The sequence below is a fragment of the Denitromonas iodatirespirans genome (assembly GCF_018524365.1).
Lineage (GTDB): Bacteria > Pseudomonadota > Gammaproteobacteria > Burkholderiales > Rhodocyclaceae > Nitrogeniibacter > Nitrogeniibacter iodatirespirans.
Map to the genome: position 1 here is coordinate 1 of NZ_JAEKFT010000015.1, position 19,945 is coordinate 19,945.

Below are 19,945 nucleotides of genomic sequence, written 5' to 3' on the forward strand. Positions count from 1 at the left end.
GGCCGCGTACTCAAGGTCGGAGAAGCTCGATTGCATCGGAATCGTCACCGTCGTGAAGGAACTATGCGTATTGTCTCAAACAGAGCCGCCCGTGGGGCGATATGCAAACGAAATAATCAGCGTTTCCCAAGCGCGCCCAGCAGGGCTTCACCCTGATCGAACTGATGATCGTCGTGGCCATCATCGGTATCCTGGCTGCTGTGGCACTGCCGGCCTACCGTGATTATGTGACCCAATCCGAAGGTGCTGCTGCCATGAAGGGCGTCACCAGCTGGGTGACCAAGGCGCAGACGTGTATTTCTACGGGCCTCGGCTGCGTTCAACTCAACGCTGAGATTGGTGCCGTGACCGAACTTACCAGCAACCCGGCTGCCGTAGCGGCGAACACCGCAGCCGCTCTGACTTGGAATACGGGCGTTTGCGCCGTGGCTGCGGCTATTTCCGCCGACGGCAATCTGACATACACTTCGAGTGCCACCAACGCCGCCAACAATACTCTTTGCCAAGAAGGCTCGGGTCTGTAATTGGCGAGAGGTCTCTCGATATCGAGATCTCACCAGTACAGGTTGCTTCAACCTTGAAAGACAAGCCCCACCCATCGCGGTGGGGTTTGTTTTTTAGCAAGCCCCGCTTGCGGAGTGAACCGAGCAAACTCTTGGACCCCGAACCTAACTGAGTTTAGGGTCTGGGCAGCGACTTGAACCACGATATCGTTCGTCAGGCAATTTTCCGGGGAGGTGCTCACCTTGGATGCGAGCCGTCATATGTGTCCCTCAATTCGGGGCGACTCTTCAAATTTTTGGCGGCCAGGTTTGGCCTGCTCGGCCTGCATCTCATGTGACGACTGGCACCATGTCAACTCCAGAGAGCCAGAATAGCGGCCTCCGTAATCGAGATCCGCATCGCTGCCCATTGTCTCGCTAAGGCGGAGATGCTTGTCGTCTGCACCGGTAAAGCTTAGCGATTTAGAGTGCGGCCCCGCCGAGATCCTTCAAGAATGTACCGATACCGGATTTGGTGATCGGAAATCTATACAGGGGCCGTTTCTCCGATAGCCTCGCACATCATGATGTCGACGGTTTCAGCGCGCTCTGGTCGCGGAAGCGAACATCTGTGCAGGTCAATCAGCCAGCGGGCAGGTGTGCCTACGAACAGATCGAGGCGCCGGAGAATAACGCTGATTCGATCCATTCACACCTCTGCCGTTCGTCGTAGCAAGTAACGGCCCTAGCACGCGTGAAGGTTCAAGGAGGCTTCCACTGGTCGGTGTCAGGGTAAAATAACCGATTACTTTCGATGGGGGGGCAGCATGTCCAGTTCGACGATTTCGGCAATCTCGCCGCTTGACGGTCGCTATAGCGCAAAGGTTTCGGGGCTTGGCGAGCACTTCTCCGAATTCGGCCTGATCCGCAACAGGGTCAAGGTCGAAGTCGCCTGGCTCAAGGCCCTGGCGGCCGAGTCGGCGATTGCCGAGGTAGCGCCGTTCTCGACCTCCACCCAGGTCAAGCTCGATGGTGTCGTCGAGAGCTTCCTGCCCGAGGATGGCGAGGCGGTGAAGGCGATCGAGGCGACCACCAATCATGACGTCAAGGCGGTCGAGTACTGGTTGAAGAAGCGTTTCGCCGACAATGCCGAGGTGGCGAAGGCGTCGGAGTTCATCCATTTCGCCTGCACGTCCGAGGACATCAACAACACCTCGCATGCGCTGATGCTGAACGATGCGCGCAGCCAGGTGATGCTGCCGGTGCTCGATCGTGTCATCGCCCGCTTCGTTGCCCTGGCGCATGACCTGGCCGATGTGCCGATGCTTTCGCGTACCCATGGCCAGCCGGCGAGTCCGACGACGATGGGCAAGGAGATGGCGAACATCGCTTACCGGCTCAAGCGGGCGCGCAAGGCGATTGCCGGGGTCGAGATGACGGCCAAGTTCAACGGGGCGGTGGGTAACTACAACGCGCACCTGTCGGCCTATCCCGACTTCGACTGGGCGGGCTTCAACCAGCGCTTCGTCGAGTCGCTGGGGCTGGTGTTCAACCCCTACACCATCCAGATCGAGCCGCATGATGCAATGGCCGAGCTGTTCGATGCGACGGCGCGTTGCAACACCATGCTGATCGACGCCTGCCGCGACATCTGGAGCTACATCTCGCTGGGCTTCTTCAAGCAGCGCCTGAAGGAAGGCGAGGTGGGTTCGTCCACCATGCCGCACAAGGTCAACCCGATCGATTTCGAGAACGCCGAGGGCAACCTCGGGGTGGCGAACGCGATGTTCCGCCACTTCAGCGAGAAGCTGCCGATCTCGCGCATGCAACGCGACCTGACCGACTCGACGGTGCTGCGAAACATGGGCGTGGCCTTTGGGCACACGCTGCTGGCCTATGACTCCCTGCTCAAGGGCCTGGGCAAGCTTGAGGCCGATCCGGCCAAGCTGGTGGAGGATGTGGATCAGGCCTGGGAAGTGCTGGCCGAGCCGGTGCAGACGGTGATGCGCCGTTACGGGGTCGAGAATCCGTATGAGCAGCTCAAGGCGCTGACCCGCGGCAAAGGGATCACCAAGGAAGGCTTGCATGCCTTCATCCAGACGCTGGCGATCCCCGAGGCGGAGAAGACCCGCCTGCTGGCGATGACGCCAGCGAGCTATATCGGGCTGGCGACGGAGCTGGCGCGGGCGATCTGAGGCCGCTCAGTGGTGCCACGGGCGCCCGCAAGGGCGCCTTTGTTATTTCTGCAGGAGAAGAGATGAGTTTTGCCGAAACCCTCAAGCAGTTGCCCAAGGTGTCGCATCTGGCCGCACTGACGCTGATCGATGCCGATGGTGCGGAAGTGGCGAGCATCGAGAACAAGGCCGGCCAGGCCGGGTCGCTGGCGGTCTACAACCACCTGGCGCAGCTCTATGGCGCGATCTCGCCGGATGCGGCGAAGAAGGGGCTGGAGCTGTACGCCGAGCATACGGAAGATGCGCGACTCAATCCGGGCAAGCATCCGAACATCGACCGCCTGATCGGGCTGATGGAGCGGGGCGAGACGCTGCGCGTGAAGCAGGTGTTTGCGGTGTGATCCTGGCGTTGCCCAACGAGAAGGGGATGCGTTCTGCATCCCCTTTTTATTGTTGCTGTGCGTGTTCAGGTCTTGGGCTGCTTGGCCTTTTCGGCCGCCTTGGCTTCGTTATGGGCGTTCTTCTTGGCGTTCCAGCCGAGGAACTGGTAGGCGAAGAAGTAGCTCCAGAAGATCAGCGCAGCGAGCGACACCCAGGTGCCGAAGGGCAGGCCTACCGCCAGCACCAGCCCGGCCAGGGCCAGCAAGGCGATGCCGCCGACGAGGTTGATGGTGATGTAGATCGGCTTGTAGCGCGCCGGGTTTTCGAGCTGGACGTTGCTCCAGTTGGCGACCAGATCCAGCCGGTTGCGCTTGCCGATGCGCCAGGCGCGCGACAGCATCAGGCCGGCTAGGCCGAAGATGCCGAGGTAAAGCAGTAGAACGAGGAAATTCACTTCCATCGGGGGCTTCCTTTTGCGGGAGTCCGGCGCGGGCGGTGTCAGACGACCGCTTCTTCCTTCGTCTTCTTGGGTTGGATGAACTGCTCGCGAGACACGCCCAGCCACATCACCAGCGGGCTGGCGACCAGCACCGAGGAGTAGATGCCGAAGCAGATGCCGATGGTCAGCGCCAGGGCGAAGTAGTACAGCGTTTCGCCGCCGAAGAGCAGCATCGACAGCACCATCACCTGGGTACTGCCGTGGGTGATGACGGTACGCGAGATGGTGCTGGTGATGGCATGGTTGAGCACGTCGGGGGTGCTCATGGCGCGCTTTTTCTTGAAGGTTTCGCGCACGCGGTCGAAGACCACCACCGATTCGTTCACCGAGTAACCCAGCACGGCCAGCACGGCGGCCAGCACGGCCAGCGAGAATTCCCACTGGAAGAAGGCGAAGAAGCCGAGGATGATGATCACGTCATGCAGGTTGGCGATGATCGCCGAGATGGCAAAGCGCCATTCGAAGCGCAGCGCCAAATAGATCATGATGCCAATCACCACCAGCAGCAGTGCCATGCCGCCGTCGGCCGCCAGCTCCTTACCCACCTGCGGGCCGACGAACTCGACCCGGCGCAGCTCGCCTTTCGGGCCGTCGATCTTGGCCAGCATCTCGGTCACCTGAGCGGAGACCCGGTTGCTGTCCAGGCCGTCGCGGTTGGGTAGGCGGATGAGGATGTCGCGGGCGCTGCCGAAGTTCTGCACCTGGGCATCGGGGTAGCCGCCTTCGCCGAGCGCGTCGCGGATCAGTTGCACCTGCGGCGCTTCGGCGTAGTTCAGCTCCACCAGCGTGCCGCCGGTGAACTCGACGCTGAGGTTGAGCCCGCGGGTGAGCAGAAACAGCACCGCCAGCACGAAGGTGACCAACGAGATGATGTTGAACACCAGCGCGTGCTTCATGAACGGGATGTCGTTCTTGATGCGGAAGAATTCCATTGTTCAGTGACTCGTAATGGGTTATTGGGGATTGGTCTCGTGCCCGGCGCGAACGCTGGACACGAGCCCGTTGATGAGGCGAAAGACCCGGTCGACCTGATCTTCAATGGCTTGGGTATCTGCCGTAAATCCAAGATCGCGGGCGAGGGTGATCTGGGTGTCGAGTTCGCTCAGAGAGCCGCGCGAGACCGTCAGAAAGTGGGCAAACTCCTTTTTGCTGCCGCGAGCGGCCCCTTCTGCGATATTCGACGGGATGGAAACCGCGGCCCGTTTCATCTGGGCGCACAGTGCAAAACGCTCGTCGGCGGGAAAGCCGGCGGTCAGCGCGTAGGTCAGCTGTGCCAATTTCATGCTTTCCTGCCAAGCAACGAGGCGGCGATGCGGTCGCTCATTTGGCACTGGGATTTCCTCCAATCACACATGACCCATCACCCAATCACCGCTCAGACGGCTTCCACACCTGTCCGATGGACAGGGCGGCGACTTTGCGGCGGCGGCCGTAGATCAGGTTGACCAGCGCGCGCGAGACCAGGATGGCGCTGAACATCGAGGTCATGATGCCCAGGCAGTGCACCACCGCGAAGCCGCGCACCGGCCCGGAGCCGAACACCAGCAGTGCGATACCCGCGATCAGGGTGGTGACGTTGGAGTCCAGAATCGTGTCGAAGGCGCGGTCGTAGCCGGCGGTGATGGCCGCCTGCGGCGAGGAGCCGTTGCGCAGCTCTTCGCGGATGCGCTCGTTGATCAGCACGTTGGCGTCGATGGCCATGCCGAGGGTGAGCGCGATGGCTGCGATGCCGGGCAGGGTGAGGGTGGCTTGCAGCAGTGACAGCAGCGCGACGAGCAGCAGCAGGTTGGCCGACAGGGCGACCACCGACACCAGACCGAACAGCGTGTAGTAGGCGATCATGAACACTGCGATGGCGACGAATCCCCACAGCGTGGAGTTGAAGCCCTTCTCGATGTTCTCGGCGCCCAGGCTGGGGCCGACGGTGCGCTCTTCGATGATCTCCATCGGCGCGGCCAGCGAGCCCGCACGCAGCAGCAGGGCGACGTCGGCGGCTTCGGTGGTGGTCATACGGCCCGAGATCTGTACGCGGCCGCCGGCGATTTCGGTACGGATCACCGGTGCGGTGATGACTTCGCCCTTGCCCTTTTCGACCAGCAGGATGGCCATGCGCTTGCCCACGTTCTCGCGCGTGATGTCGCGGAAGATGCGGGCCCCCGCGGCATCGAGGGTGAGGTGGACGGCCGGCTCGTGGGTCTGGCCGTCGAAGCCCGGCTGGGCATCGGTGAGCCGGTCGCCGGTCAACACCACCTGCTTCTTGACTAGCAGCGGCTGGCTGCCGCGCTCGGTGTACAGCTCGGTGCCGAAGGGCACACGGCCGGCCAGCGCCTCTTCGAGGCGGCCCGGGGTGTCGTCGACCATGCGCACTTCGAGGGTGGCGGTGCGGCCGAGGATGTCCTTGGCCTTGGCCACGTCCTGCACGCCGGGTAGCTGCACCACGATGCGGTTGGCGCCCTGCTGTTGGATCACCGGCTCGGCCACGCCGAGTTCGTTGATCCGGTTGTGCAAGGTGGTGATGTTCTGCTTGAGCGCGAACTCCTGCAGCGTCTTGGCGGCCGGCGGGGTGAGCGTGGCGATCAGCAGGGCCTGGTCGCCGTCGTCGCGATCGACCAGTTGCAGGTCGGTGGTGCTGCCGAGGATGGCCTGGCGGCCGGCCTCACGCACGGTGGCGTCGCGGAAGCGGATCTCGACCGCGTTGCCGTCGCGGCGGATGCCGGAGTGGCGCACGTCCTTGTCGCGCATCAGGGTGCGCAGGTCGCCGGCGGTGGCGTCCATGCGCTTGGTCAGGGCGCCGTCCATGTCCACTTCGAGCAGGAAGTGCACCCCGCCACGCAGGTCGAGGCCGAGGTACATGGGCAGGGCGCCGATCGAGGTCAGCCAGCTCGGCGAGGCCGAGAGCAGGTTGAGCGCCACCACATAGCTCGGATCGCGGGCGTCCGGGTTGAGGGCGCGTTCGATGGCGTCCTTGCCCTGCAGCTGCAGGTCCGTGGTCGCGAAGCGGGCGCGCACGCTGTTGGCGTCGGAGAAGATGCCGGTGTGCGGCAGCTTGGCCGTATCCAGGATCTCGGCCACGCGCGCTTCCATCTGGGCTGCGTCGAGCTTCAGCGTGGCTTTGCCGCTGGAGACCTGGACGGCCGGGACTTCGCCATAAAAGTTGGGCAGGGTGTAGATGAAACCGAAGATCAGCACGAGGCCGATCAACAGGTTTTTCCAGAGGGGGTAACGGTTCATGGGCGAGGGCGCCTGGTGTGGCGTGGATCAGAAACGGAGCGGGCGGCCAGGCCGCCCGTACGAGGTGAAGACTTAGATGCTTTTGATCGTGCCCTTGGGCAGCACGTTGGCCACCGCGAGCTTCTGGATCTTGAGGTTCACATTTTCGGCGACCTCGACCTCGCAGTAGGTGTCGCCCACGCTGGTGACCTTGCCGACCACGCCGGCGAAGATCACTTCATCGCCCTTGGCGAGGGCCTCGACCATGGATTTGTGTTCCTTGGCGCGCTTCATCTGCGGGCGGATCATCACGAAGTACAGCACCGCGAACATCAGCAGCAGGGGCAACAGGCCCATGAAACCGCCAGTGGGGTCCGCTGCACCGGCAGCTTGAGCGTAGGCGTTGGAAATCAGCACGTTGGGCTCCGATCACGTTTCAATGAAAAGGCGGCAAGTATAGCAGTTGCCGCCGACTCACACCTCGGCGCCGCGGCTGCGTTCAATGTGGAAGCGGCGCACGAAGTCGGCGAAGCTGCCGGCCTCGAGCGCCTTGCGCATCTGCGCCATCAGTGCCTGGTAGTAATGCAGGTTGTGGGTGGTGTTGAGCATGGCGCCGAGAATCTCGCCGGTGCGGTGCAGGTGGTGCAGGTAGGCGCGCGAGAAGTTCTGGCAGGTGTAGCACTCGCAGGTCGGGTCGAGCGGGCGGGTGTCGTTGCGGTGCTTGGCGTTCTTGATCTTGAGGTCGCCGAAGCGGGTGAACAGCCAGCCGTTGCGCGCATTGCGCGTGGGCATCACGCAGTCGAACATGTCGATGCCGGCGGCGACGGACTCGACCAGATCTTCCGGCGTGCCCACGCCCATCAGGTAGCGCGGCTTGTCCTGCGGCAGGCGCGGGGCGGTATGGGCGAGGATGCGCTGCATGTCTTCCTTGGGCTCGCCGACCGACAGGCCGCCGATGGCAAAGCCATGGAAGCCGATGTCCATCAAGCCGGCCAGCGAGTCGTCGCGCAGGGTTTCATGCATGCCGCCCTGCACGATGCCGAACAGCGCGTTGGGGTTCTCTTGCGCGTCGAAGGCATCGCGCGAGCGTTTCGCCCAGCGCAGCGACAGCTGCATCGACTTGGCCGCTTCATCCAGCGTGGCGGGGTAGGGCGTGCACTCGTCGAAGATCATCACGATGTCGGAATTGAGCGCGCGCTGGATGCGCATCGACTCTTCCGGCGTGAGGAACAGCTTGCTGCCGTCGATGGGCGAGGCGAACTTGACGCCCTCTTCGGTGATCTTGCGCAGGGCCCCCAGGCTGAACACCTGGAAGCCGCCCGAATCGGTGAGGATGGGTTTGTGCCAGCCCATGAAGTCGTGCAGGCCGCCGAAGGTGTCGAGCACCTCCAGCCCCGGGCGCAGCCACAAGTGGAAGGTGTTGCCCAGGCAGATCTGCGCGCCGATCTCGTCGAGCGCCTGCGGCGTCATGGCCTTGACCGTGCCATAGGTGCCCACCGGCATGAACACCGGCGTCTCCACCACGCCATGGTTGAGGGTGAGGCGGCCGCGGCGCGCGGCGCCGTCGGTGGCCAGCAGGTCGAAACTCAGGCTCATGACGGCCTCCGGGAGAGAAACATGGCGTCGCCATAGCTGAAGAAACGGTAGCGTGCCGCCACCGCATGGGCGTAGGCGGCGCGGATGGTGTCCATGCCGGCCAGCGCCGAGACCAGCATCAGCAGCGTCGACTTGGGCAGATGGAAATTGGTGACCAGCGCATCGACCACATGAAAGCGGTAGCCCGGCATGATGAATAGCTCGGTCTCGCCGCTGCCGGCCTGCAAGATGCCCGATTGCGCGGCCGATTCGAGGGCGCGCAGGCTGGTGGTGCCTACCGCCACCACGCGGCCGCCGCGGGCGCGGGTGGCCGCGATGGCGGCCACGGTTTCGGTCGGCACGATGTATTGCTCGCGATGCATCTGGTGCTCGGCCAGGTTCTTCACCCGCACCGGCTGATAGGTGCCGGCACCCACATGCAGGGTGACCGCCGCGGTGCGCACGCCTTTGTCGCGAATGCGCGCGAGCAGGGCGTCGTCGAAATGCAGGCCGGCGGTCGGCGCGGCGACCGAGCCGGGGTGGCGTGCGAACACCGTCTGGTAGCGCGCCTCGTCGGCTTCGCCGGCGGCGCGGGTGATGTAGGGCGGCAGGGGCAGGGCGCCGTAGCGCTCGGTGTAGTCGATCACCGTGGCGTCGGCAGGGAAACGCAGATGAAAGAAATCGCCCACCCGGCCCAGCACCTCGACCTCGAAGGCATCGGCCAGGCGCAGCGTGCTGCCCGCCTTGGGCGACTTGCTGGCGCGCACCTGGGCAATGGCTTCGTGATCGCCGATCGGCCGTTCGATCAGCACCTCGATCTGCCCGCCGGTGGCCTTCTGGCCGAACAGGCGGGCATGGATGACGCGGGTGTCGTTGAACACCAGCAGGTCGTCGGCGCCGAGCAGTTCGGGCAGGTCGGTGATGTGGCGGTCGCTCAGCGCATTGCCCACCACCAGCAGGCGGCTGGCGCTGCGCTCGGCCAGCGGCGCCTGGGCGATCAGAGCCTCGGGCAGGGTGTAGTCGAAATCGTCGAGCGTGAGGGTCATGTGCTTGATGCGGGATCCGGTTTTGGCGATAATGCGCGGCTAGCCAGCCGGGATGGCGGAATCGGTAGACGCAGCGGATTCAAAATCCGCCGCCGCAAGGTGTGGGGGTTCGAGTCCCCCTCCCGGCACCAGCGCTTCACATCGCGGGCGAAAAGCCCCGAATCTTATCCGTCACGCGACGGGCTTGCCAAGTGCAGCGGTACGGCCCTCCGGCGGAATCCTGCGGAGACTTCCTGCATGGCGCTCGACCCCAAGGCCCGGGCATTGCTCGACATGGTCTATCGCGTGGGGGCGCCGCGCTTCCACGAACTGAACGTGACGCAGGCGCGTCATGCCTCCGAAAAACTGCTGTTCGCCTTCCGCCCCGATGCGCCGCCGGTTGCCTCGGTGACCGAGGTGCCGATCCCGCGCGGCGACGGCTCGGTGCTGATGGCCCGGCTCTATCGCCCGCTGCAGGCCGCGTCCGGCCAGATCCTGCCGCTGCTCGTTTTCTATCACGGCGGTGGCTGGTGCGTGGGCGACGTGCCTTCGTATGACGTGGTGTGCCGCGAACTGGCCAACGGCGCGGGCTGTGCGGTGCTGTCGGTCGAGTACCGGCTGGCGCCCGAGCATCCCTTTCCCGCGGCCTTCGACGATGCGTTGTGGGCGCCCGAGTGGGCCATCGAGCAGGCGGATCTGCTGGAGATCGACCCCGAACGCGTCGCCCTCGGCGGCGACAGCGCTGGCGGCAACCTGTCGCTGGCTGCGGCGCTGGCCTGGCGGGGTCGTGCCGGCCTGCCGCCGCTGCGCTATCTGGCGGCGATCTATCCGTGCACCGAGATCCACAGCACCCGGCCCAGCCGCGAGACCTATGGCGAGGGTTATTTCCTCGATCGCGAGAGCCTGCGCTGGTTCTTCGAACGCTATCTGCCCCATGGCGAGGGCGAGGACTGGCGTGCCTCGCCGATGCGTGCCGAGACGCTGACCGGTCTGCCGCCGATGACGCTGGTGACCGCCGGCTGCGATCCGCTCACCGACGATTGCCTGGCTTTTGCCGAGCGCGCCGAGCGCGAGGGCGTGACGGTACGCCACCACGCCTACGCGGGCATGGTGCACGGCTTCTTCACGCTGGGCGGCTTCTTCCCGCAGGCCAACGAGGCGGTGGCGCAGGTCGCCGCCGATCTGGCCGAGGCGCTGTCCTAGGGCGGGTTTCGACCCGCCCAAATCCATGCCGACACCGATGGCGGCTTGAACCCCGCTCTACGCGTCGGCCGTGTCGAGCGCCTTCTGGTACCAGTCGAGCCGGCTGTGGAGCTTGACCACCTGGCCGACGATCAGCAGCGCGGGCGGGCGTAGCCCGGCGTCGGCCAGGGCGTCGGCCAAGGTGCCGAGCGTGGCGACCACGGTGCGCTGGCGGTCGGTGGTGCCGTTTTGCACCGCGGCGGCTGGGGTGTCGGCCGGCACGCCATGGGCGATGAGCTGGCGCGAGATCTGCGGCAGTGCGCCGATCCCCATGTAGATCACCACCGTCTGGTGCGGTCGCGCCAGCGCGGCCCAGTCCAGGTCGGCGGTGCCGTCCTGCAGATGGCCGGTGGCGAAGGTACAGGACTGGGCATAGTCGCGGTGCGTGAGCGGAATGCCGGCATAGGCCGATACGCCCGAGGCCGCGGTGACGCCCGGCACCACTTCGAAACGCACGCCCGACTGCACCAGCTCTTCGATTTCCTCCCCGCCGCGTCCGAAGATGAACGGGTCGCCCCCCTTGAGCCGCACCACATGCTTGCCGGCCTGCGCCAGGCGCACCAGCAAGGTGTTGATCTCGCCCTGCGGCAGGGTGTGGTTGCCCGCTTCCTTGCCCACGTAGATGCGCTCGGCGTCATCGCGGATGAGCGTCAGGATGTGTTCGCCGACCAGGTGGTCGTACACCACGGCGTCGGCCGCGGCGATGAGCCGGGCGGCGCGCAGGGTGAGCAGCTCCGGGTCGCCGGGACCGGCACCGACCAGGCTGACACGCCCGTCGATGCCGCGCCCGTCGCCCGAGGCCTGGCCGTCGGGTCGCCCGGTGTTGTTGTGGCGTGTCGGGATCGGCCGGCCGGCGACGCCGCGCGCTTCGAGCCGCTCGACGATGCGTCGGAGCAGCGAAGGCAGGGCCGGACCTTTCAATCCATCGTCGTATATCAGACTGCTGTTGCTGCCGGCCATGGTCGTCATCCTCAGGTTCGATGGGGTATGACTGTAACAACCCTTCTATCGGATCAAGATTGATTGGAGTCAAAGACGGGGCCTGTCGCGAGGTTCAACCTTCGTGTCCAGCGGAATGACCCGCAACTGCGTTTTCTTAGAAGGGAGACCGAGCATGAAGACCCGTGGAACCTGGCTGGCGAGCGCGCTGGCACTGGCGGCGATGCCGCTGGCGATCAGTAGCGTGTTTGCGGCTGATGCACCAAGCATGACGGATGCCGAAAAGGCAACCGCCAAGAAAATCTACTTCGAACGTTGCGCTGGCTGTCACGGTGTTCTGCGCAAGGGCGCGACCGGCAAGAACCTTGAGCCGCACTGGGAGAAAACCCTCAAGGACGGCACCAAGCTCGAAGGCGGCACGCTGAAGCTGGGCCAAAGCCGTCTGGAGAAGATCATCGCCTACGGCACCGAAGGCGGCATGGTGAACTTCGACGACATCCTGTCCAAGGATGAAATCAACCTGATGGCCCGCTACATCCAGAACGTGCCGGATGTCCCGCCCGAATTCTCGATGGCCGACATGAAGGCCACCTGGAAGCTCATCACGCCGGTCGACAAGCGTCCGACCAAGCAGATGAACAAGATCAACCTGAAGAACATCTTCTCGGTCACCCTGCGCGACACCGGCGAAGTGGCGCTGATCGATGGCGACACCAAGGAGATCGTCAGCATCGTCAAGACCGGCTACGCGGTGCACATCTCGCGTATCTCGGCCTCGGGCCGCTATGTGTACGTGATCGGCCGTGACGGCCGTCTGAGCCTGATCGACCTGTGGCTCGAGAAGCCCGCCGTGGTGGCCGAAGTCAAGGTGGCCTTCGACGCTCGCTCGGTCGATACCTCCAAGTTCAAGGGCTTCGAGGACAAGTACGCCGTGGCCGGCGGTTACTGGCCGCCGCAGTACTCGATCATGGACGGCGCGACGCTCGAGCCGCTCAAGATCGTCAGCACCCGCGGCATGACCGTCGATGGCGAGTACCACCCCGAGCCGCGCGTGGCCTCCATCGTGGCTTCGCAGACCAAGCCGGAATGGGTCATCAACATCAAGGAAACCGGCCAGATCAAGCTGGTCGACTACTCCGACCTGAAGAACCTGAAGGAAACCACCTTCGAGTCTGCCAAGTTCCTGCATGACGGCGGCTGGGATTCCACCCAGCGCTACTTCCTGGTGGCGGCCAACGCCTCCAACAAGGTGGCCGTGGTCGATACCGTCGAGCGCAAGCTGGCCGCGCTGGTCGATACCGCCAAGATCCCGCACCCGGGCCGTGGCGCCAACTTCGTGCATCCGACCTATGGCCCGGTGTGGACCACCGGTCACCTGGGCGCCGACGTGATCACCCTGATCGGTACCGATCCGGAGAAGCACAAGGACAACGCCTGGAAAGTCGTTCAGGAAATCAAGCACGTCGGTGCCGGCAACCTGTTCGTCAAGACCCATCCGAAGTCCAAGCACCTGTGGGCCGACGCGCCGCAGAACCCGGAGAAGTCGCTGGCCGAATCGGTGGCCGTGTATAGCATCGTCGACCTCTCCAAGGCGCCGACGATCCTGAACGTGGCCAAGGACTCGGGCCTGCCGGAAACCAAGGCGATCCGTCGTGCCGTGCATCCGGAATACTCGGCTGACGGCTCTGAAGTGTGGATCTCGCTGTGGGGCGGCAAGACCGACCAGTCCGCGATCGTGGTGTACGACGACGCGACGCTGAAGCTCAAGAAGGTGATCACCGATCCGAAGATGATCACCCCGACGGGCAAGTTCAACCTGTACAACACGCAGCACGACATCTACTGAGCCACATCCGGTAGACGCAGGACCCGGGGGCTTCGGCCCCCGGCTCACCACCGATTGAGATAGCCATGTTTGCCGTTTCGGGCAAGACAGAGAAGGACGAAAAATGACGGACCAATCCAACGAGAACGCGGACCGGAAAAAGGGCTTTCTGGCGAGCTTGCGCCGTCCGAGCGCCAAGTATTCCCTCCTGACGCTGCTCGCCGTCGGCTTTGTGTCGGGCATCCTTTTCTGGGGCGGCTTCAACACCGGCATGGAAGCGACCAACACGCTGGAGTTCTGTATCTCGTGCCACGAGATGAAGGACAACGTGTATCAGGAATACAAGCAGACCATCCACTATTCGAACCGTACCGGCGTGCGCGCCGTGTGCTCGGATTGCCACGTGCCGAAGGACTGGACGCACAAGATGATGCGCAAGATCCAGGCCTCCAAGGAAGTATGGGGCAAGCTGATGGGCACCATCGACACCAAGGAAAAGTTCGAAGAGAACCGGCTGCGTCTGGCGCGCAACGAGTGGGCACGCATGAAAGCCTCGGATTCGCGCGAGTGCCGCAACTGCCACAGCTTCGAGGGCATGGACCCGGAAGCGCAGAAGAAGCGCGCCGAGAAGAATCACAAGTTCGCCATCGAAGACAACATGACCTGCATCGACTGCCACAAGGGGATTGCGCACAACAAACCCGAGGGCATGACCGAAGAGGATGAAGGTTGATTCACCGGCCGCAGGCCGAATCGTAACAACGCAAGCCAAGACCTACAGGGGGCAAGAGATGAGCATGAAGATTTCCGCAATTGCACTGGGTGCCATGCTGGCCTTTGGGGCCGGCGCCGCGAGTGCCGCCGAACCGGCCGACTGGAGCAAGGTCGCCGCCAAGAAAATCACTGTGTTCTACCCGGGCGTGTCGCCCATCGAGTGGATCACCAAGGGCAGCGACCACGGCGGTGCCCGCCTGCTGAAGAAGGGCGAGACCTGTGTCGGCTGCCACGAGGAAGAGCTGGCCGACATGGGCAAGAAGATGGCCAGCGGCAGCAAGATCGAGCCGACCCCGATCGCCGGCAAGGCGCCATCGATCCCGGTCAGCGTGCAGGCCGCGCATGATGGCGAGAACCTCTATCTGCGCTTCAGCTGGAAAGAGCCGAAGGCCTCGGGCGCGGCGAAGATGGATGCCGACAATCAGGTGAAGGTGGCCTTCATGCTCGAAGCCAACAAGGTCGAGCGCGCCGATCAGTCGGGCTGCTGGGAAACCTGTCACGGCGACGCGCGCACCATGCCCGGCGCCGACGACAAGAAGACCAAGTACGTCAAGGGCGGCGACCTGGCCAGCGGCCAGTACTACGACCTGATGCAATGGCGCAGCGGCAAGGGCGACATGCATGACGGCTACGTGGCCGACAAGCGTGTGATGGAAGGCGGCAAAGGGCTGGTCAAGGCCGAGGGCAAGAAAAACGGCGACACCTGGACCGTCACCTTCACCCGCAAGCTGGCCGGTGGCGGGCAGGGCGACATCGCACTGGCAGCCGGCAAGACCTACAACTTCGGCTTTGCCGTCCATGACGATTTCGCCACGGGCCGCTTCCACCAGGTGTCCATGGGCTACACCCTGGGTATCGATGCCAAGGCCGACATCGTCGCCGCCAAACAGTAAGCCCGATCCCATCGGCTTCGAGGGCGCCTGCGGGCGCCCTTTTTCATCGGCCGCTCCGGGCAATGACCCGATCGCGGGAAGGGCCTTTGACGACCGTCAAGGGCGCTGGCAGGCGCATGGCCTAAGGTGGCGGACATGACAGGGGTGGAGGCAGGAATGCGGCACGATCGATCGCTCTGGGTGCATGTGCTGGTGCTGCTGGGCGTGGCCGTGGTGGCTGCGACGGCGCAGGCCGAATCGCTGAGCCCGCGCCAGCATGAGCTGGTCAACATGGTGCGCCAGGACTGCGGCTCCTGCCACGGCCTGACCTTCCGCGGCGGGCTGGGCCCGGCGCTGCTGCCCGAGGATCTGCATGACAAGCCCGTCGAGTCGCTGGTCGCCACCGTGATGATGGGGCGCCCGGGCACCGCCATGCCGGGCTGGTCGCCGTTCATGACCGAGGCCGAAGCCGAATGGATCGTCCGCCGCCTCAAACAGGGCTTCCCCCCGGTGGCGCAACAGAAGGAGTCGTCGCAATGAAGGGCTGGATGCGTTGTCGGATCGCAGGGCTGCTGCTGGCCGGCGCGCTGAGCGGTTGTGCGAACGGACCGGCGCTGCGCGGCACCGGCGACCTGGGCGTGGTGATCGAACGGGCTACCGGCTCGGTGCAGGTGGTCGAACACAGCGGCCGCACGAGCCTCGGCGCGGTGCCCGGCCTGGGCGACCTGTCGCATGCGCACGTCACCTATTCGCGCGATGCGCGCTATGCCTTCGTGTTCGGCCGCGACGGTGGGCTGACCAAGGTGGATCTGCTGACGCAGCGCATCGTCAAGCGGGTGATCCAGGCGGGCAACTCGATCGGCGGCTCGGTGTCGCAGGACGGCCGCCTGGTGGTGGCGCAGAACTACCAGCCGGGCGGCATCAAGGCCTTCGACGCCGAAACGCTGGAACTGGTCTCCGAAGTGCCGGCCGAGTATGCGCTGGGCCAGTTCTCGAAGGTGGTCGGCCTGGCCGACGTGCCGGGGCAGAAGTTTGCCTACGCCTTGTTCGAGGCGGGCGAGATCTGGGTGACCGATTTCAGCGATCCCAAACATCCCAAAACCGAGCGCTTCCCCGCCGGCAAGCAGCCCTACGATGGGCTGGTGACGCCGGACGGGCGCTACTTCATGGCCGGCCTGTTCGGCGAGGACGGCATCGCGCTGCTCGATCTGTGGCATCCCGAAAAAGGGGTGCGCAAGATTCTCGACGGCTATGGCCGCGGCGAGGAGAAGCTGCCGGTCTACAAGATGCCGCATTTGCGTGGCTGGGCCATGGCCGGCGGTTTCGCCTTCCTGCCGGCGGTCGGTCGCCATGAGGTGCTGGTGGTCGATACGCGGACCTGGACCGAGGCGGCCCGGGTGCCGGTCAAGGGGCAGCCGGTGTTCGTCATGGCGCGGCCGGACGGGCGCCAGGTGTGGGTGAATTTCGCCTTCCCCGACAACGGCTGGGTGCAGGTCATCGACACCCCGACACGCCAGGTGGTCAAGACCCTGGCGCCGGGCAAGGCGGTGCTGCACATGGAATTCACGCCGCGCGGCGACGAGGTGTGGGTGTCCTCGCGCGACGACAACCGGGTCACGGTCTATGACACCGACAGCTTCGCGGTGCGCCAGACGCTGCCGGCCACGGCGCCGTCGGGCATCTTTTTCAGCCACCGCGCCGGGCGCATCGGCTTTTGAGGGATGACCATGCTGCTCGACGCCTGTCTGCCCAAGACCACGCCGCAACCCGTGTTCGCTGACGACGCGGACTTTCGGCTGCTCAACGATTTCCAGCGAGACTTTCCGCTGGTGACGCGCCCCTTCGCGCGCATCGCCGGCGAACTCGGGATCACCGAATCCGATGTGCTGTCGCGCCTGGCGGCACTGCGCGACGGCGGCACGGTGAGCCGTGTCGGGCCGGTGTTTTCGCCGCGCCGGGTGGGCGCCAGCACCCTGGCCGCGCTGAAGGCGCCGCCCGATCATCTGGACGAGATCGCCGCGGTCGTCAGCGCCCACCCCGAGATCAATCACAACTATGCGCGCGAGCACGATTGGAACCTGTGGTTCGTCGTGGCTGCGCCGGATGCGGTGGCGCTGGCGCGGGTGCTGCGCGAGATCCGGCGCGAGACGGGCTGTCCGGTGATCGCCTTGCCGCTGCGCGTGGAGTACCACATCGATCTGGGCTTCGATCTGGCCGGCAAGGGCCGGACCGCGTCGAACGTCAGCTACGGGCCGGTGGAGCCCGAGGTGTTGTCCGCGTCCGAGGTGGCGGTGATGGGGGCGCTGCAAGCCGGCCTGCCATTGATCGGCCGGCCGTTTGCCGGCATCGGCAAGCGCGCCGGCGTGAGCGAGGCCGTGGTGCTCGATACTGTGCGCGACTGGCTCGCTCGCGGCATCGTCAAGCGCTTCGGGGTGGTGGTGCGCCACCATGAACTGGGCTACCGCGCCAACGCCATGTGTGTGTGGGATGTGCCGGATGCGCTGGTCGATGCCGTCGGCGAGCGTCTGGCGGCGGCCGATGGCGTGAATCTGTGCTATCGCCGCGCGCGGGCCGATGGGTGGCCCTACAGCCTGTATTGCATGATCCATGGCCATGACCAGGCGGCGGTGCGCGCGCAGCTGGCGCGCATCGTGGCGCAATGCGGCCTGGCGGACTACCCGTCCGAGGTGCTCTTTTCCACCCGCCGCTTCAAACAGTGCGGCGCGCGCTACGTGGCGGAGCGCCCGTCATGACTGAACGCCAGGCGCCGGTCGCGCTCTCCGACCTCGACCGGCGCATCATCAACGCCCTGCAGGGCGGTTTTCCGCTGAGCGACCGGCCGTATGCCGAGGTGGCCGAGACACTGGGCATCTCCGAGACGGCGCTGCTCACGCGCTTGCGCTCGATGCTCGACAAGCGCGTGCTGACCCGCTTCGGCCCGATGTTCCAGGTCGAGCGCATGGGTGGGCGCTTCGTGCTGGCGGCGATGGCGGTGCCGGAGGATCGCTTCGAGGTGGTCAACACACAGGTCAACGCCTTGCCCGAGGTGGCGCACAACTATCGGCGCGAGCACGCCTTCAACATGTGGTTCGTGCTGGCCACCGAAACGCCGGGCGGCATCGATGCCGCGGTGGCGCGCATCGAGGCGGAGACGGGGCTGCCGGTCTACCCCTTCCCGAAGCTGAAGGAATACTTCGTCGAAATGAAGCTCAAGGCCTGACATGGATGGAATCGATTCGCGCGATCGCGCCCTGATCGTCGCCACCCAGGGCGGGCTGCCGCTGGTCTCGCAGCCCTACCACTTGCTGGGGGAGATGCTTGACATGCCGCCGGCCGAGGTGCAGGCGCGCCTCGCCCGCCTGCTCGACTGCGGGGTGATCCGCCGCATCGGCGCGGTGCCCAACCACTACGCGCTGGGCTATGTGGCCAACGGCATGACGGTGTGGGATGTGGACGACGATCGCATCGACGCGCTCGGCGAGGCGGTGGGGCAGATGCCCTGCGTCACGCACTGCTACCAGCGTCCGCGCCACCTGCCCGACTGGCCCTACAACCTCTTCGCCATGGTCCATGGCCATGATCGCGACGAAGTGCTGGCACAGGCGGCGCACATCGCCGAGGTGCTGGGCGACGCGGTGCGCGCCCGCGACGTGTTGTTCAGTTCGAAGATCCTGAAGAAGACCGGCCTGCGGCTGGTCGGTTGAGCCGCGCCCTCGACGGCGCCCGGCATCCTGGGCGCTCGCCCCACAACTTCTGAGTAACCGTCTTACACCCCGTTGGCGGCGTAGTGCTGCCACATGGCGGTGATCTGCTTGCGCTCGCTGATGAAGGCGTGGACGGCCTCGCGGTCGAGCTGCTTGCCGGCCATCGACTTGAGCAGGTCGAAGGCGTCGTCGAGCGACCAGCGCTGCTTGTAGGCGCGCACATTGGTGAGCGCATCGAAGATGTCGGTGATGGTGATGATCCGCGTCTCGAGCGGGATGTCGTCGCCGCTGCGCCCCTCGGGGTAGCCGCTGCCGTCGACATACTCGTGATGCCAGGCGACGACCGCCCGCAGCAGGCCGACCCGCGGGTTGTCCTCCAGCCGGAAATCCTGCACCAGGCGGTCGATCAGGGCGGCGCCGTTGGTCACATGCGCCTTCATCCGCTCGCGCTCCGCCTCGTCGAACTTGCCCGGCTTGAGCAGGATCTCGTCGGGAATGCCGATCTTGCCGATGTCGTGCAGCGGCGCGTAGAGCGCGATCTCCTGCGCGAAGCTGTCGTTCATGCCGTGCGCCTGGCCCATCACCCGCGCCAGCAGGCCGGCGTAGCCACCGATGCGCAACTGGTGCTGGCCGGTTTCGGTGTCGCGCATGAGGGTGAAATCGCGCGCGAAGCGCACTGCGCCGAACAGGCCGTGGATGGCGTCGATCTCGTGCACCAGCAGCTCGGCCATCAGTGGCGCCCAGTCCACCAGCTCGGTCAGCCGTCCGCCGGGCAGGGGCGCGCCGGCTTGCTGCAGGAGCATCAGTGCGCCGAGGCATTCGTCGCCGCGCACCAGCGGCAGGCACAGCAGCGCTTCGCTGCTGTCTTCGGCCACCCAGCGCACCAGCGGGTCGCGCATCGACGGGCTGCGCACCAGGCGCCGCTTGCCGAGGCATTGGCGCAGCGTCGGGCTGTCGTCGACATGCACGGTGTCGTGCTCGCCGGGCGTTTTGTGTCGGCCGTGTGAATCGATGCAGGTGAGGATGCCGGTACCGGCTTCGTCGAGCCAGATCACGGCCAGCCGGGACGGCGCCGGTAGCCGTTTGACGAGGACGCGCTGCAGGGGGATGAGCAGATCGGGCAGGGCGCTCTGGACGAAGGCGTCGAGCAGGCTGCGATCGATGTGGTCGATGGGCGACAGGCGCCGTGGGTCCATGTTGAGGGGCGGAAATCCGTGTTGAGAATTTTTCTCGTTGTCGTGGT

21 protein-coding genes and 1 tRNA gene are annotated in these 19,945 nt (G+C 65.1%); 13 read left to right on the forward strand and 9 right to left on the reverse strand.

All coding sequences use genetic code 11. The annotated features are described in order from the left end of the window. Window positions 1–164 precede the first annotated feature (164 nt). The 3 genes from I8J34_RS25205 (at window position 165) to I8J34_RS13720 (ending at window position 3,057) form a co-directional block, all read left to right on the forward strand. Window positions 165–524, forward strand: a complete 360-nt coding sequence (locus I8J34_RS25205) for a type IV pilin protein (protein WP_370661889.1) — start codon at window positions 165–167, stop codon at window positions 522–524. A gap of 785 nt (window positions 525–1,309) precedes the next feature. Then, on the forward strand, window positions 1,310–2,677 hold the full coding sequence (gene purB / locus I8J34_RS13715; RefSeq protein ID WP_214362183.1) for an adenylosuccinate lyase: 1,368 nt from the start codon (window positions 1,310–1,312) through the stop codon (window positions 2,675–2,677). Window positions 2,678–2,739: 62 nt separating this feature from the next. After that, on the forward strand, window positions 2,740–3,057 hold the full coding sequence (locus I8J34_RS13720; RefSeq protein WP_214362184.1) for a DUF2322 family protein: 318 nt from the start codon (window positions 2,740–2,742) through the stop codon (window positions 3,055–3,057). Window positions 3,058–3,122: 65 nt separating this feature from the next. Here the strand turns inward: I8J34_RS13720 and I8J34_RS13725 are convergent, their stop codons facing one another. From I8J34_RS13725 to queA, 7 genes are all read right to left on the reverse strand, one after another. After that, on the reverse strand, window positions 3,123–3,497 hold the full coding sequence (locus I8J34_RS13725) for a hypothetical protein (RefSeq protein WP_214362185.1): 375 nt from the start codon (window positions 3,495–3,497) through the stop codon (window positions 3,123–3,125). Window positions 3,498–3,535: 38 nt separating this feature from the next. After that, complete coding sequence (gene secF / locus I8J34_RS13730; protein WP_214362186.1) at window positions 3,536–4,468, reverse strand: protein translocase subunit SecF; 933 nt, start codon at window positions 4,466–4,468, stop codon at window positions 3,536–3,538. 21 nt (window positions 4,469–4,489) lie between these two features. Continuing rightward, entirely contained in the window at window positions 4,490–4,867 is a 378-nt protein-coding gene (locus I8J34_RS13735; RefSeq protein ID WP_255553129.1) for a four helix bundle protein, read from the reverse strand. Window positions 4,868–4,904: 37 nt separating this feature from the next. Further along, window positions 4,905–6,767 carry a protein translocase subunit SecD gene (gene secD / locus I8J34_RS13740; protein WP_214362188.1) on the reverse strand — a complete coding sequence of 621 codons (1,863 nt, stop codon included), beginning with the start codon at window positions 6,765–6,767 and terminating at the stop codon, window positions 4,905–4,907. 72 nt (window positions 6,768–6,839) lie between these two features. Next, window positions 6,840–7,163 (reverse strand): preprotein translocase subunit YajC, encoded by a 324-nt coding sequence (gene yajC / locus I8J34_RS13745; protein ID WP_214362189.1) that lies wholly within the window; start codon window positions 7,161–7,163, stop codon window positions 6,840–6,842. 57 nt (window positions 7,164–7,220) lie between these two features. Next, window positions 7,221–8,336, reverse strand: coding sequence for a tRNA guanosine(34) transglycosylase Tgt (gene tgt / locus I8J34_RS13750; protein ID WP_214362281.1), 1,116 nt, complete (start codon window positions 8,334–8,336; stop codon window positions 7,221–7,223). A gap of 2 nt (window positions 8,337–8,338) precedes the next feature. Next, window positions 8,339–9,367, reverse strand: a complete 1,029-nt coding sequence (queA, locus tag I8J34_RS13755) for a tRNA preQ1(34) S-adenosylmethionine ribosyltransferase-isomerase QueA (RefSeq protein ID WP_214362190.1) — start codon at window positions 9,365–9,367, stop codon at window positions 8,339–8,341. 46 nt (window positions 9,368–9,413) lie between these two features. Here queA and I8J34_RS13760 point away from each other — a divergent pair. Together I8J34_RS13760 and I8J34_RS13765 are read left to right on the forward strand one after the other, a co-directional pair. Beyond that, window positions 9,414–9,498 (forward strand) — tRNA-Leu (locus I8J34_RS13760). A gap of 106 nt (window positions 9,499–9,604) precedes the next feature. After that, the gene (locus I8J34_RS13765) at window positions 9,605–10,549 is read left to right on the forward strand and encodes an alpha/beta hydrolase (protein WP_214362191.1); all 945 of its coding nucleotides are present in this window, start codon (window positions 9,605–9,607) and stop codon (window positions 10,547–10,549) included. 57 nt (window positions 10,550–10,606) lie between these two features. Here I8J34_RS13765 and cobA read toward each other — a convergent pair whose 3' ends face one another. Beyond that, the gene (cobA, locus tag I8J34_RS13770) at window positions 10,607–11,557 is read right to left on the reverse strand and encodes a uroporphyrinogen-III C-methyltransferase (RefSeq protein WP_230411833.1); all 951 of its coding nucleotides are present in this window, start codon (window positions 11,555–11,557) and stop codon (window positions 10,607–10,609) included. 145 nt (window positions 11,558–11,702) lie between these two features. On the opposite strand from cobA, the gene I8J34_RS13775 reads away from it, so the two are divergent. The 8 genes from I8J34_RS13775 (at window position 11,703) to ahbB (I8J34_RS13810) (ending at window position 18,702) form a co-directional block, all read left to right on the forward strand. After that, window positions 11,703–13,373, forward strand: a complete 1,671-nt coding sequence (locus I8J34_RS13775) for a cytochrome D1 domain-containing protein (RefSeq protein ID WP_214362192.1) — start codon at window positions 11,703–11,705, stop codon at window positions 13,371–13,373. Window positions 13,374–13,476: 103 nt separating this feature from the next. Next, window positions 13,477–14,085, forward strand: a complete 609-nt coding sequence (locus I8J34_RS13780) for a NapC/NirT family cytochrome c (RefSeq protein WP_214362193.1) — start codon at window positions 13,477–13,479, stop codon at window positions 14,083–14,085. Between the two features lie 58 nt (window positions 14,086–14,143). Beyond that, window positions 14,144–15,019, forward strand: a complete 876-nt coding sequence (locus I8J34_RS13785) for an ethylbenzene dehydrogenase-related protein (RefSeq protein WP_214362194.1) — start codon at window positions 14,144–14,146, stop codon at window positions 15,017–15,019. A gap of 156 nt (window positions 15,020–15,175) precedes the next feature. Then, complete coding sequence (locus I8J34_RS13790; RefSeq protein WP_214362195.1) at window positions 15,176–15,538, forward strand: c-type cytochrome; 363 nt, start codon at window positions 15,176–15,178, stop codon at window positions 15,536–15,538. Further along, window positions 15,535–16,716: a cytochrome D1 domain-containing protein gene (locus I8J34_RS13795; RefSeq protein WP_304513393.1), complete on the forward strand. Its 1,182-nt coding sequence runs from the start codon at window positions 15,535–15,537 to the stop codon at window positions 16,714–16,716. Before I8J34_RS13790 ends, I8J34_RS13795 begins: the two co-directional genes overlap by 4 nt. A gap of 3 nt (window positions 16,717–16,719) precedes the next feature. Continuing rightward, entirely contained in the window at window positions 16,720–17,751 is a 1,032-nt protein-coding gene (gene ahbB / locus I8J34_RS13800) for a siroheme decarboxylase subunit beta (RefSeq protein WP_313799395.1), read from the forward strand. Further along, on the forward strand, window positions 17,748–18,218 hold the full coding sequence (locus I8J34_RS13805) for an Lrp/AsnC family transcriptional regulator (RefSeq protein WP_214362196.1): 471 nt from the start codon (window positions 17,748–17,750) through the stop codon (window positions 18,216–18,218). Before ahbB (I8J34_RS13800) ends, I8J34_RS13805 begins: the two co-directional genes overlap by 4 nt. A 1-nt stretch (window position 18,219) precedes the next feature. Beyond that, window positions 18,220–18,702, forward strand: a complete 483-nt coding sequence (gene ahbB, locus I8J34_RS13810) for a siroheme decarboxylase subunit beta (RefSeq protein ID WP_214362197.1) — start codon at window positions 18,220–18,222, stop codon at window positions 18,700–18,702. 62 nt (window positions 18,703–18,764) lie between these two features. On the opposite strand, the gene I8J34_RS13815 is transcribed toward ahbB (I8J34_RS13810), so the two are convergent. Beyond that, on the reverse strand, window positions 18,765–19,898 hold the full coding sequence (locus tag I8J34_RS13815; RefSeq protein WP_214362198.1) for an HD-GYP domain-containing protein: 1,134 nt from the start codon (window positions 19,896–19,898) through the stop codon (window positions 18,765–18,767). Window positions 19,899–19,945: the final 47 nt, after the last annotated feature.

Coding starts and splice junctions, on each gene's coding strand:
- cobA (WP_230411833.1), bottom strand. CDS start 11,557: ATGACGACCATGGCCGGCAGCAACAGCAGTCTGATATACGACGATGGA.
- I8J34_RS13815 (WP_214362198.1), bottom strand. CDS start 19,898: ATGGACCCACGGCGCCTGTCGCCCATCGACCACATCGATCGCAGCCTG.
- purB (WP_214362183.1), top strand. CDS start 1,310: ATGTCCAGTTCGACGATTTCGGCAATCTCGCCGCTTGACGGTCGCTAT.
- I8J34_RS13775 (WP_214362192.1), top strand. CDS start 11,703: ATGAAGACCCGTGGAACCTGGCTGGCGAGCGCGCTGGCACTGGCGGCG.
- secF (WP_214362186.1), bottom strand. CDS start 4,468: ATGGAATTCTTCCGCATCAAGAACGACATCCCGTTCATGAAGCACGCG.
- secD (WP_214362188.1), bottom strand. CDS start 6,767: ATGAACCGTTACCCCCTCTGGAAAAACCTGTTGATCGGCCTCGTGCTG.
- I8J34_RS13720 (WP_214362184.1), top strand. CDS start 2,740: ATGAGTTTTGCCGAAACCCTCAAGCAGTTGCCCAAGGTGTCGCATCTG.
- I8J34_RS13805 (WP_214362196.1), top strand. CDS start 17,748: ATGACTGAACGCCAGGCGCCGGTCGCGCTCTCCGACCTCGACCGGCGC.
- I8J34_RS13725 (WP_214362185.1), bottom strand. CDS start 3,497: ATGGAAGTGAATTTCCTCGTTCTACTGCTTTACCTCGGCATCTTCGGC.
- I8J34_RS13765 (WP_214362191.1), top strand. CDS start 9,605: ATGGCGCTCGACCCCAAGGCCCGGGCATTGCTCGACATGGTCTATCGC.
- I8J34_RS13785 (WP_214362194.1), top strand. CDS start 14,144: ATGAGCATGAAGATTTCCGCAATTGCACTGGGTGCCATGCTGGCCTTT.
- ahbB (WP_214362197.1), top strand. CDS start 18,220: ATGGATGGAATCGATTCGCGCGATCGCGCCCTGATCGTCGCCACCCAG.
- I8J34_RS25205 (WP_370661889.1), top strand. CDS start 165: ATGATCGTCGTGGCCATCATCGGTATCCTGGCTGCTGTGGCACTGCCG.
- I8J34_RS13780 (WP_214362193.1), top strand. CDS start 13,477: ATGACGGACCAATCCAACGAGAACGCGGACCGGAAAAAGGGCTTTCTG.
- I8J34_RS13790 (WP_214362195.1), top strand. CDS start 15,176: ATGCGGCACGATCGATCGCTCTGGGTGCATGTGCTGGTGCTGCTGGGC.
- queA (WP_214362190.1), bottom strand. CDS start 9,367: ATGACCCTCACGCTCGACGATTTCGACTACACCCTGCCCGAGGCTCTG.
- ahbB (WP_313799395.1), top strand. CDS start 16,720: ATGACCATGCTGCTCGACGCCTGTCTGCCCAAGACCACGCCGCAACCC.
- I8J34_RS13795 (WP_304513393.1), top strand. CDS start 15,535: ATGAAGGGCTGGATGCGTTGTCGGATCGCAGGGCTGCTGCTGGCCGGC.